Genomic DNA, 12,200 nt, shown 5'->3' with positions numbered 1-12,200 from the left:
CTTCCCGTTCAAAGGCTGACCTCTCATGGACCTGCGCAACATCGCAATCATCGCTCACGTGGACCACGGCAAGACGACTCTGGTGGATGAGCTACTCAAACAATCCGGCGCGTTCCGGGAAAATCAGGCCGTGGCCGAGCGCGCCATGGACAGCAATGACCTGGAACGCGAACGCGGCATCACTATTCTGGCCAAGGCGACGTCAGTTGAGTGGAAAAATACGCGCATCAACATCGTTGACACGCCCGGTCACGCCGATTTCGGCGGAGAGGTCGAGCGTATCCTCAGCATGGTCGATGGCGTTGTCCTGCTGGTTGATGCCGCCGAAGGCCCGATGCCACAGACCAAGTTTGTAACCTCCAAGGCGCTGGCTCTGGGCCTGCGCCCGATTGTAGTGCTGAACAAGGTCGACAAACCAGATGCCGAGCCCGACCGCGCATTGGATGAGTGCTTTGACCTCTTCGCCAACCTCGGTGCCGACGATGATCAGCTGGATTTTCCTGCGATGTACGCCTCAGGTCGCTCGGGCTGGGCAGATATGGAACTGGACGGTCCACGCAAGGATCTGACTGCACTGTTCGATCTGATCGTCGACCACGTCCCTGCCCCGAAACAGATCGAGCAAAAAAGCGAACCGTTCCGGATGCTGGCCACTACACTGGGCAGCGACCCGTTCATCGGCCGCATCCTCACCGGTCGCGTCGAGAGCGGTACATTGAAAGCGGGCGACAGCCTCAAAGCGCTCAGCCGTGACGGAACCCTGATCGAAAATTTCCGTGCTTCGAAAATCCTGGCGTTCCGTGGTCTGGCACAGCAGCCGATCGACGTCGCCGAAGCCGGTGACATCGTCACCATCGCAGGTATGAGCAAAGCCACCGTGGCAGATTCGCTCGTCTCCCCACAGGTTGAAGAGGCCCTACCCGCTCAGCCCATCGACCCGCCGACCATCACGGTGACATTCGGCATCAACGATTCTCCGCTGGCCGGTCGTGACGGCAAGAAGGTTCAGTCCCGTGTAATCCGCGATCGTCTGATGAAAGAAGCTGAATCGAATGTTGCCATTCGCATCACAGACACCCCCGGCGGCGAAGCCTTCGAGGTTGCCGGCCGCGGCGAACTCCAAATGGGTGTTCTGATCGAAAACATGCGCCGCGAGGGGTTCGAACTCAGCATATCACGCCCGCAAGTTCTGTTCCGCGAAGAAGATGGCCAGCGATTGGAGCCCATCGAGGAAGTCACGATCGACGTGGATGACGAATATTCCGGTTCGGTCATTGAAAAGATCACAGGTGCGCGCAAAGGTGAACTGGCCGAGATGCGCCCCGCAGGCGCAGGCAAGACCCGCATTATCGCCCACGTCCCGTCGCGCGGCCTGATCGGTTATCACGGAGAGTTCCTGACCGATACCCGCGGTACGGGTGTTCTGAACCGCGTGTTTCACGGTTGGGCGGCGCACAAAGGCCCGATCCCAGGCCGTCGCGCGGGTGTTTTGATCTCAATGGAGAACGGTCAGGCGGTCGCCTACGCCCTTTGGAACCTTGAAGAGCGGGGCCGCATGTTTGTCGGACCGCAGACTGATGTCTATCAGGGCATGGTGATCGGTGAGCATTCGCGCGACAACGATCTTGAGGTAAACCCGCTGAAGGGCAAAAAGCTGACCAATGTGCGCGCCAGTGGCTCGGACGATGCGGTTCGCCTCACTCCGCATGTTCAGTTTTCGTTGGAAGAGGCCATCGCCTATATTGACGATGACGAATTGGTCGAGGTGACACCGAACGCCATTCGTCTGCGCAAACGGTACCTCGATCCGCATGAACGCAAGAGGATGTCCAAATCCGCGTGACAGCGCAGTAATCTTGTTCACAGATTGGAAACAATGATCCAATCGTGGCAATTTTGCGTCATATCGAGACGTCTACGAAAAACGAAGGCCCGCCTCATTGGCGGGCTTTCTATTTGATTTTTAATCAATTTTCAGAACCGCATTTCTGTCAAGGAGCGAGAACACCCTCCCTTCCCCTTGTCAAAACGTCAAAAAAACGATCACTTTATGTTCAAAGTATGTCATCGCTTCAGTATACCGCGATGTAGTTGATGTAATTTACGAGTTCCAAGGAGAGGCGCCATGCGCATCAGATCCAAACTGCTATCTTTTGTTTTTGTTTCCGCAACACTTCCTTTCATGTCGGCCGGAGCAGCCCAGGCCTCAGACATGTGCACCGTCAAAACGGCTAAGCAATCTGTATCTTCGACCACCCTTTGCGCTTGCGATGTCGTGAGCTCTCGGATGGTCAGATACATACAGCGACGGGCCGACTTTGAATCTATACTGGAGCAAACCTTGCTGGATTGCCCGGCCTTTGCTGCCATATTGACCGACCTTCCAACCGCATCTGTTGGCTTTGCTGAAAAGAGAACCGGCGATGGTCGCGACGATGAGACCTTCGGCGACGATGACGGACCCGACGATAATGGTGACCCGGACGTCGAAACTGATCCTGATCCTGAGTCAGAGCCGCCTAAGTCGGACCCGCCTAAGTCGGACCCACCTAAGTCGGACCCACCTAAGTCGGACCCGCCTAAAAACAACGACGCATAATCCTACTGCTTAGTGAAGCAACGTCTTAAAACTGGACTACGCTTAGAGGCTATGTATTCGGTGATCGAGCTAGGGGCAAACTGCTCCTAGCTCCGTCCGTAGACTCCAACCCAGCGACGTGGCTGCTTTGGATCTTGCATACGCAAGAACAGATACCGCGTTTCCGACCATGGCTTGATCCGGTTTGTCAGATTATCCAAAACCAGATCACCCTGGCTCGAGCGAAACACCAGAACTGCATGAGAATTTCTGCGCGTATCCAAAACAGTCGCAATCAACAGCTTTCGTGGATCGATTCCGGCTTTGATCAGGTCCCGTTTCTTAAGCAGCGCAAAATCTTCGCAATCGCCGCCCAGTGAGGTCGGAAGCGCCCAAAGCTCGCGGGTCTTGTATTGGGATTGGTCCGTCACTTCGCGTGTCGAGGCATTCACACGGCGATTGATCTGCTTGACCAGTTTCATTTCCTGTTCGCTGGGCATCGCGGCCCCAGCCTTATACGAACATGCCCAGGCATATTGTCTGCACAATTGCTGCGCGCCCGACGGAGGCGGTGTTGTCGCAACGCTTGTGATAAAGGCAGCGTCCCGGGCCCATGCATTCGAACCATACAGCAGAGCGCTTCCAACCAGAGCAGCCAAGCCGCAATGGCCTCCAAACCTGATGGTGCGCTTGCCAAAGGCTTTTACAATAGTGCCAACCAGTTTCATGCCTGTCCCTCAAGTTCCGTTCAATCCAAGCGATCAGCGTGGCTCAGAACCCTATCTGCTCACGGGAAAATATCCGTAAACTGCAGGCGGCACGCAATCATTGAAGAATTTGTCGAGGAAAAGCGGCGGAAATTCGTCGTTTTTTGTGACCATTTCCGCACCAGATCATGGCGCGAACGCCACATTCAGTCGGCAGAATGCCCCAAACGCACCTGCACAAGCAATTGTATTATATTACTTTTATCCGAAAAATCATCACTGCACGACAGCACAATCAGGCTGTCGTGCCTTAGAGCTTCGCAATCACATAAAAGTCATGCGGTTTTGGAGGTAAGTGATTCTCAATCGGTGATTTCAACCACGACCAACTCTCGTTCGCTGGCACCGCGCGCATGATCGAGCGCTTTTTGGTATTCGGCTGAATGATAGCAGTCTACAGCGGCCTCAAGAGAAGGGAACCGGGCAACCACATTACGAGGCCGCTCTTTTCCTTCCAGCTGAACATAGCGGGCGGCACGGGCAATGAACTCCCCGCCATGCGCCGCAATGGCTGGACCGGCGAGTTCGGCGTATTTGCCATATGCGTCGGTGTCAGTGACCGTGACATGTGCAATCCAAAGTGCTGGCATCTTATCCTCCCAATACCTGTTCGGCAGCTTTGATGGCTGCGTCTGCGTTCGAGGCATCTTTGCCCCCGCCCTGCGCCATGTCAGGCCGACCACCACCGCCTTTGCCACCCAGTTCTGTTACCGCTGCCTTGACCAGATCCACTGCCGACACTTTGTCCGTCAGGTCAGAGGTCACGCCCGCAGCCACGGCCGCTTTGCCGCCCGTGTCAGCGATCAGCAGAACTGCACCCGATCCCAGACGGCTTTTGTGTTCATCAATCAGCGCGGGCAAATCCTTGCCTGATACACCGGTCAGCGACTGGGCAAAAAATGCAACGCCATTCACCTCTCGGGCATCGGCGCCACCACCCTGCCCCGCACCGCCGGCCATTGCCAAATCGCGGCGCAATTGAGCCACCTCGTTCTGCAGCGCTTTACGTTCATCCAGCAGGGATTTCACACGCGCGACGACATCATCCGGTTGAGCCTTCAGCTCCAACGCAATTGTCCCCAAACGATGATCCTGCGCCGACAGATATTTGAACGCTTCGTCACCGGTCAGAGCCTCGATCCGTCGGACACCCGCGCTGCTGGCACTGTCACCCAGCACCACGAACGTGCCGATATCACCGGTCTGACGTACATGAGTGCCCCCGCAAAGCTCAATCGACCAGGTTTCACCATCCTGCCCTTTGCCCGTGGGTGCCTTACCCATAGAAACAACGCGTACTTCATCGCCGTATTTCTCGCCAAACAACGCTTGCGCACCCAAGGCGCGCGCGTCATCGGGCGTCATGATACGAGTTTCAACCGCCGAATTCTGGCGGATGAAATCATTCACCTCACGCTCGACCTTGTGAATTTCTTCTAAGGTCAGAGCCTTGGAGTGACTGAAGTCGAACCGCAGACGTTCGGCCGCGTTCAGCGACCCGCGCTGCGCAACGTGATCACCAAGCGTTTCTCGCAAGGCTTCATGCAGCAGGTGCGTGGCCGAATGGTTGGCACGAATGGCCGTGCGACGGGCGTGATCGACCTCAAGTTCGACCGCATCGCCTTTGGACAGCGCACCGCGTTCCACGGTAACTTTATGCGCATAGACTTTGCCGTCGGCGAATTTCTTTGTGTCTTCGACGCGAGAGATATCCTCACGCTCTTCCAGACGTCTGATCTCACCTGAATCTCCGACCTGGCCGCCAGCCTCACCATAGAAAGGCGTCTGGTTAACGATGGCCCATCCAGTGCCGCCCTGCTCGATCTTGTCGACCAACGCGCCATCTACGACCAGAGCGGCAATCTGCCCCTCGGCCTTCTCGGTGTCGTACCCCAGAAAATCGGTGGCCCCTGCCGTATCCAATACGTCAAACCACACAGCCTGATCAGCTGCTTCGCCGGATCCGGCCCAAGCGGCGCGCGCTTTAGCCTTTTGCTCGGCCATCGCTGCATCAAAGCCATCGGTATCAACGGTCAGGCCTTTCTCGCGCAGCGCATCCTGTGTTAGATCGAGCGGGAAACCATATGTGTCATAGAGTTTAAAGGCTGCGTCACCGGGCAAAGCTGCGCCTGCAGACAGGCCTGCAACCTCGTCATCCAACAGCTTGAGGCCACGGTCGAGGGTTTGCTTGAACCGCGTCTCTTCAAGCAGAAGCGTTTCTTCGATCAAAGCTTGAGCCTGACCGAGTTCGGAATACTGCGCACCCATCAGCTGCACCAGCGTCGGCACCAGCCTGTGCATGACAGGATCCTTTGCGCCCAGCAGATGTGCATGACGCATGGCCCGTCGCATGATCCGACGCAACACGTAACCCCGCCCGTCATTGCTGGGCATCACCCCATCCGCAATCAGGAACGAGGTCGAGCGCAGGTGATCCGCGATCACCCGATGATGCACGTTCTGATCCCCATAAGGATCAACGCCGGTGGCATCTGCTGACGCCTCAATCAGCGTTTTGAACAGATCTGTGTCATAGTTGTCGTGGCTGCCTTGCAGCAACGCACCGATCCGCTCTAGCCCCATGCCGGTGTCGATGGACTGCATGTCGAGTTCCACCATCGAGCCGTCCTCGAACTGCTCGTTCTGCATGAAAACGATGTTCCAGATTTCGATGAACCGGTCGCCATCTTCCTCGGCCGAGCCCGGAGGGCCACCCCAGATGTGATCGCCGTGATCATAGAAAATTTCGGTGCACGGGCCGCAGGGGCCGGTCGGGCCCATCTGCCAGAAATTGTCACTGGTGGCGATGCGGATGATCCGGTCCTCGGGCACGCCGACTTTCTTCCAGATTTCAAACGCCTCATCATCGGTGTGATAGACTGTTGTCAGCAGACGGTTCTTATCGATGCCGAATTCCTTGGTGATCAACTCCCAGGCAAACGGGATGGCATCGTGCTTGAAGTAATCCCCGAACGAGAAATTCCCCAGCATTTCAAAGAACGTATGGTGACGCGCGGTATAGCCCACATTGTCCAGATCGTTGTGCTTACCGCCGGCGCGCACGCATTTCTGTGCCGTGGTTGCGCGGCTATAGTCCCGGGTCTCGAGGCCAGTAAACAGGTTCTTGAACTGCACCATGCCCGAGTTCACGAACATCAGCGTCGGGTCATTGCGCGGGACAAGCGGGCTGGACGCCACAACTTCATGGCCTTGCTTGGCGAAGTAATTCAGAAAGGTTGATCGGATATCGTTCAGCGTGGGCATTTGGGCTCTCTCGACGCGCATTCACTAGGGTCTGCGAAGGTTTAGCCCCCCACCTCGGGAGTGTCCACAGCATTGGCTACCCCGGAACGAAACAAGGCGGCCCCGATGGACCGCCCTGTTCCAGGTATTCTCAGCACCATCGGGGTGCCGTAGGATTTCTGCAGTTCCCGTCAGCGTTCCTTATGCTTCGAGGATATCGTCCTCTTCCGCTTCGGGCGGCATCTCGAAATCCAGACCGTGGGCTGCACGAATCTTGTCCTCAATCTCCAGCGCAGCACGGGTGTTGTCGCGCAGATACTGCTTGGCGTTCTCACGCCCCTGCCCGATCCGCTCATCCCCATAGCTGAACCACGAACCCGATTTCTCGACCACACCGGCCTTGACGCCCAGATCCAGCAGTTCGCCCATCTTGCTGATGCCTTCGCCATACATGATGTCGAATTCAACCTGCTTGAACGGAGGCGCGACCTTGTTCTTGACGACTTTCACGCGGGTCTGGTTGCCGACCACTTCGTCACGATCCTTGATCGCACCGATGCGGCGGATATCCAGACGGACCGAGCTGTAGAATTTCAGAGCATTACCGCCGGTGGTGGTCTCCGGGCTGCCGAACATTACACCGATCTTCATCCGAATCTGGTTGATGAAGATCACCATGCAGTTCGAGCGGCTGATCGAGCCGGTGAGTTTCCGCATCGCCTGGCTCATCAGACGAGCTTGAACACCCACATTGCTGTCACCCATATCGCCTTCAAGCTCAGATTTCGGCGTCAGCGCCGCCACCGAGTCGACCACGACCATGTTTACCGCGCCCGACCGCACCAGCGTATCGGTGATCTCCAACGCCTGTTCGCCGGTATCGGGTTGCGAGATCAGCAACTCATCCAAATCAACGCCCAGCTTGCGTGCATATTGCGGGTCCAGCGCGTGTTCCGCATCGACGAAGGCACAAACACCACCGCGTTTCTGCTGTTCTGCAATGCAATGCAATGTCAGCGTTGTCTTACCCGAGCTTTCGGGTCCGTAAATCTCAACAATTCGCCCCATCGGCAAACCACCGATTCCCAGCGCAATATCCAACCCCAGCGAGCCGGTCGAGCTTGCATCGATATCCTGCTTGGCATCCTCGCCAAGCTTCATGATCGAGCCCTTGCCGAACTGCCGTTCGATCTGCGCCAGCGCGCTGTCGAGCGCCTTTTGCTTGTCTGCGTTTTTCTTGTCGCTCATTGTCAGAAGATCCGCCATTGTCCTGTCACTATCCCTTTTGTCACACCCTTTGACGGGCGGCAATCGCTGCTTTGTTCGCCTCTTGTTCCTTATGGGACCAAAAAGAGAACATTTCAACTAAAACTTATGAAACCCACTGTTGAGCAATTGTGTTAAAGAGTCGTTTACGACAATCTGCGACACGAAAAGCGTTGAAGAGAAAAGATAAATGCTTGTGTTTTACAAAGAGCGTCTGGCGCTTTTATCCGTTCCCAAAACCGGCAGCACCGCCTATCAGACCGCATTACGCGACCGGGCCGATATCGTCGTCTCTGGTCCGACGGATCTGAAACACGCGAACATGCGCCGCTTTGACCGGTTCTTTCAAACAATGTTCCGCAAGATGTTCGACACCGAGATGGAGGTGATGGCTGTGGTCCGCGAGCCCATCGATTGGCTGGGCAGTTGGTATCGGTACCGCACCCGGTCCGAGCGCGCGGGACACCCTTATTCAACGCAAAGTCTGAGTTTCGACGAATTCCTCAACGCCTATATGAACACGCCACGCCCGGCATTTGCGGATGTCGGATGCCAATCCGATTTTTTCAGACCGCGCAGTAACGGTGCCGGGGTCACTCATCTATTCAAATACGAGAATCAGGACCAGATACTGGCGTTTCTCCAGGATCGTCTGGACTGCGAAATCCATCTGACATCCGAGAATGTCTCACCAGACCGACCGTTAGATATGTCAGCGCAAACTGAACAGCGCTTTCGATCGTTAAACGCGGCTGAATTCACCCTGCATCAATCTGCGCGTTAACTCAGCTGTTGGAACACAGCCTCGGTCAACTGCGTGAGTGAGAAAGGTTTGGGTAGGAAGGTCGAGTTCTCGATTTCAGGCCCGGATTCGCCAAAGGCCCCTTCGGTGTAGCCAGACATAAAGACAACTTTGACATCCGGGCGCGACTGTCGGGCTTCGCGTACCCAGGTCGGACCGTCCATGCCCGGCATGACCACATCGGTGACAAAAACATCCACAGACAAATCGGGGTCTTCGAGAAGATGCAGCGCGTCCTCGGCTGATTCCGCTTCGAGCACCGTATAGCCTTTCAGCCGCAAAGCCCGCGTTGCAAAGGCCCGAACCGGCGCTTCGTCTTCGACCAGCAGAACCACACCTTCGCCCTGCCGTGCGACTTGTTCTTCCTGAACGATGGGCACCTCAGGCTCAGTGGCTTCAATCGCAGCCGCCACCGGCAATAGGACAGTAAATTCGGTGCCTTTTCCCCGCACGCTGTCGACGAAAATGAACCCTCCGGTTTGCTTCACAATTCCATAAACGGTAGACAGGCCAAGCCCTGTACCTTCGCCTGTGCGTTTGGTCGTGTAGAAAGGTTCGAACACTTTTTGCAGCTTGTCCGCGGGTATTCCCACACCACTGTCGATCACCTTGACTGTGACATATTCTCCGGGCTGGACGGTTGCCCGGTCACGCGTAAAGGGCCGGTCCAGAGATAAGACTTCAGTCTCGATCCGAATCTCTCCACCTTCCGGCATCGCATCCCGGGCATTCACCACGAGATTCATCAGTACCTGCTCAAGCTGACGCTTGTCTGCACATACGGGTTTCAGAACAGGGTCGTGGCTGAGTGCCAGCCTCACTTTCTCGCCCACTAGCCGGTTCAGCAAGTGGATCAGATCCGAGATGGTATCACGCAAATCCAGCGTCTCGGGGCGCAAGGTTTGTTTGCGCGAAAACGCCAGTAACTGACTGACCAAGGCCGCCGCACGGTTGGCATTCTGATTGATCTGCACCAGGTCACCATAGTTCGGATCGTTCTGATCATGACGTAACAGCAACAGGTCGCAATGACCTGAAATCGCAGTCAGAAGGTTGTTAAAGTCATGCGCAACGCCGCCAGCAAGCTGCCCCACCGCCTGCATCTTCTGTCCTTGCACAAACTGCGCTTCAAGCGTCTTGAGCTCGGTCGCATCATTCAGAACAGCAATCAGACCAGCCTGCCCTTCACGCTGTATTCGCGAGAGAGTGACTTGCACGAAAACCTCTCTGTCTCGCCGTGTCAGACGCAGGAATTCGGAGCGCGGCCCAGCATCCTGCTCCATCGCGCGGGTCAGCCAATCCCGGATTGGATATCCCAGCCCCTGCATCATTGCCTCAAGATTTGCACATCCCGGCCTGATCTCGCCGATCAATTGTCGTGCAAGAGGGTTGGCCTCAAGGATCTCCCCTTCGGGAGACAGCCGCATGATTGGAACAGGCAGATCAGCGAACGAGGCCAGATCGGGTGCAGGCTCTGCATTCTCAAGCGGTATCATCAGAAGTTCACGGGATGACTCTCTCTTCCGCAGAGTTGAGACAATCACGCGTCTTTTTCCACTCTCCGTCTCCATCTGTTGGATGCCATCGCGACCGTCGTTGGAAAGCACCTGATCAGCCGTAGCGGGAGATTTGCCTAGCAAATCAACTGCGCTTTTGTTCAGGTCCAGCACGACATTGTCGCGTCCTACGGTCATGATCGGAACCTCAAGATCATTCCAGAAGCTGCCAGCACCCAGTGAGATGCGCCAGCAAAACCGATCTTCGTTCAACATCGACACCTCAATCGATACCGATTGCCCACGTGTAACGATTTCTCTCCGCGCGAACCCCTTTGCCTTGGCGAGAGTTTGAAGGCTGAGCAAAACAGCTGCTGGGTTGGCCACAGCAGATCGTAGGCAGTCTTCCAAACGAATGCCTGCGGCTGCCTTATAACGCGCCGCAGCACATTCATTAGCGATCAGGACGCGTCCGGTTGCATCTGCCACCAAGCAGGTCGCGCCCTGATGATTCAGGTATGTTGAAAGATATGTAAGCGCCTGCAGTTCCGATCGGCGTGAAAACCAAGCGCGCGCGATCTCAAGAGTTCCGACCGACAGAAAGGAAACCCCGATCGTTGCGGCCATGACGTTCCAAGGCCGCGGCAACTGCCCGAACAGCGAGAGCACGCACAAAACGATGGCGATCACCCCGAGTGAGGCATATCGCGCACGCGCACCACTCCATCGCTCTGAGCCACTGGAAAAAACAGCAGAAATACTGGACATAAACAGCTCATGTTAAGTCAATTTTTGACCAATATCGGCCCGCAATGGTTAACTGCCGCTTAACAAAATCACGGCGTGAACTGCCTATGGTTGATTTTATATAATCAAGATCGCGTCAAGTGCGCGGTGTAGAATCCATCCGTTCCGTGGGAAACTAGCCACGATCTGCGCAGACCCGATTGCCACTCAGGGTAGTCCTTAAGAAACCTGTCGACCACTGCATCATTCTCAACAGTCAGCATAGAACAGGTGGCGTAGGCCAGCACGCCGCGTGCGGCAACCAGGGGTGACACATCTCGCAGAATGTCTGCCTGAATGCTGGAAAGATCTCTCAAACGCTCGGGCGTCAGCGCCCACTTCCCGGCGGGCGCCCGCCGCCAGGAACCGCTGCCCGAACACGGCACGTCCGTCAAAACGATATCGAACGGCGCTTGTTGAGCCAGCTGGTCCGATTGCAAAATAGTCACCTCTGCACCCGCTCTTGACGCTCGGGCAGGCAGATCGCGCATACGACCGGGATTGGCATCGTGGGCAAAGACCTGCACGCCCTTCGAAGCCGCCAGCGCCAGCGTTTTACCGCCCCCGCCTGCACAATAATCCAGAACCCGCATACCGGGCTGAAGGTCGAGCGCCGCGACGACCGCCTGACTTGCAGCATCCTGCAACTCAACGAGCCCCCTCTTATAAACATCGCTCTGCGCGATCTTGCGCTCCCCCTCTGCGACCTCAAGCGCGGTATCACAAGCGGGATGTGCGCTTGTCTGAATGCCGCCCTCTGAGAGTAGACGGATCACATCTTCACGCTCTACCTTTGCTCTGTTGACGCGCAGATGCACGGGTGCGCGAGATTGCAGCGCGATGGCGGCGGCCTCGGCCTCATCGCCCAATGCCTGCTGAAATTCAGGCCAGAGCCATTCGGGGATATCCAAGCGCTCGGCCTCTGACTGGAACACCCGCGCTTGATCACCGTCGGAGATCGGTGCAGGCGCAAACCGTTCACCCGTGAATAGTTGAGCGGGATCACCACCCGACGAGCGGAACGCGCCGATCATCAACCCGCGCCCTGTCTCTGCGCCGCCACACGCCGCGAAAGACCGTTTGCAACGAAGCGCGCCAAACACGTGATCACGGACCGCCGCGCGATCCTTTGAGCCCGCAAAACGGCTCTGCCTGGCCCAGCCCGTCAGCGCCTTTTCGACAGGCGCACCAGACAGTATCTGATCCAGTATCTCAATCGCGGCCTGCACGCGCGCTGCCGGGGTCATCGTTGGCTCCGATCC

The 12,200-nt window shown here is 56.5% G+C and carries 9 protein-coding genes; 3 read left to right on the top strand and 6 right to left on the bottom strand.

Translation table 11 applies throughout. The annotated features are described in order from the left end of the window. Positions 1-25 precede the first annotated feature (25 nt). Positions 26-1,843 carry a translational GTPase TypA gene (typA, locus tag ACR0AZ_RS04855; protein WP_480469765.1) on the top strand — a complete coding sequence of 606 codons (1,818 nt, stop codon included), beginning with the start codon at positions 26-28 and terminating at the stop codon, positions 1,841-1,843. 444 nt (positions 1,844-2,287) lie between these two features. Beyond that, entirely contained in the window at positions 2,288-2,599 is a 312-nt protein-coding gene (locus tag ACR0AZ_RS04850; protein WP_480666897.1) for a hypothetical protein, read from the top strand. Between the two features lie 86 nt (positions 2,600-2,685). On the opposite strand, the gene ACR0AZ_RS04845 is transcribed toward ACR0AZ_RS04850, so the two are convergent. The 4 genes from ACR0AZ_RS04845 to recA all read right to left on the bottom strand — a co-directional run bounded on the left by ACR0AZ_RS04845 (position 2,686) and on the right by recA (position 7,854). Then, positions 2,686-3,306 (bottom strand): transglutaminase-like cysteine peptidase, encoded by a 621-nt coding sequence (locus ACR0AZ_RS04845; RefSeq protein WP_480469764.1) that lies wholly within the window; start codon positions 3,304-3,306, stop codon positions 2,686-2,688. Between the two features lie 341 nt (positions 3,307-3,647). Continuing rightward, a complete protein-coding gene (locus ACR0AZ_RS04840; RefSeq protein WP_480469763.1) occupies positions 3,648-3,935 on the bottom strand; it encodes a DUF1330 domain-containing protein in 288 nt (95 codons plus the stop codon). Position 3,936: 1 nt separating this feature from the next. After that, positions 3,937-6,609 carry an alanine--tRNA ligase gene (gene alaS, locus ACR0AZ_RS04835; protein WP_480666896.1) on the bottom strand — a complete coding sequence of 891 codons (2,673 nt, stop codon included), beginning with the start codon at positions 6,607-6,609 and terminating at the stop codon, positions 3,937-3,939. Positions 6,610-6,789: 180 nt separating this feature from the next. Next, positions 6,790-7,854, bottom strand: a complete 1,065-nt coding sequence (gene recA, locus ACR0AZ_RS04830; RefSeq protein WP_480469761.1) for a recombinase RecA — start codon at positions 7,852-7,854, stop codon at positions 6,790-6,792. A gap of 190 nt (positions 7,855-8,044) precedes the next feature. Between recA and ACR0AZ_RS04825 the strand changes: the two genes are divergently transcribed. Beyond that, positions 8,045-8,638 carry a gamma-glutamyl kinase gene (locus ACR0AZ_RS04825; RefSeq protein ID WP_480469760.1) on the top strand — a complete coding sequence of 198 codons (594 nt, stop codon included), beginning with the start codon at positions 8,045-8,047 and terminating at the stop codon, positions 8,636-8,638. Here the strand turns inward: ACR0AZ_RS04825 and ACR0AZ_RS04820 are convergent. Together ACR0AZ_RS04820 and ACR0AZ_RS04815 are read right to left on the bottom strand one after the other, a co-directional pair. Next, positions 8,635-10,920, bottom strand: coding sequence for an ATP-binding protein (locus tag ACR0AZ_RS04820; RefSeq protein ID WP_480666895.1), 2,286 nt, complete (start codon positions 10,918-10,920; stop codon positions 8,635-8,637). The two genes, ACR0AZ_RS04825 and ACR0AZ_RS04820, sit on opposite strands and share 4 nt — an antisense overlap. 104 nt (positions 10,921-11,024) lie before the next feature. Beyond that, entirely contained in the window at positions 11,025-12,185 is a 1,161-nt protein-coding gene (locus ACR0AZ_RS04815; protein WP_480469758.1) for an RsmB/NOP family class I SAM-dependent RNA methyltransferase, read from the bottom strand. Positions 12,186-12,200 lie beyond the last annotated feature (15 nt).

This window comes from Ruegeria sp. BE3 (genome assembly GCF_056538865.1).
Note: the sequence above shows the minus strand (reverse complement) of the source record. Positions and strands in the feature narration are given on the sequence as shown.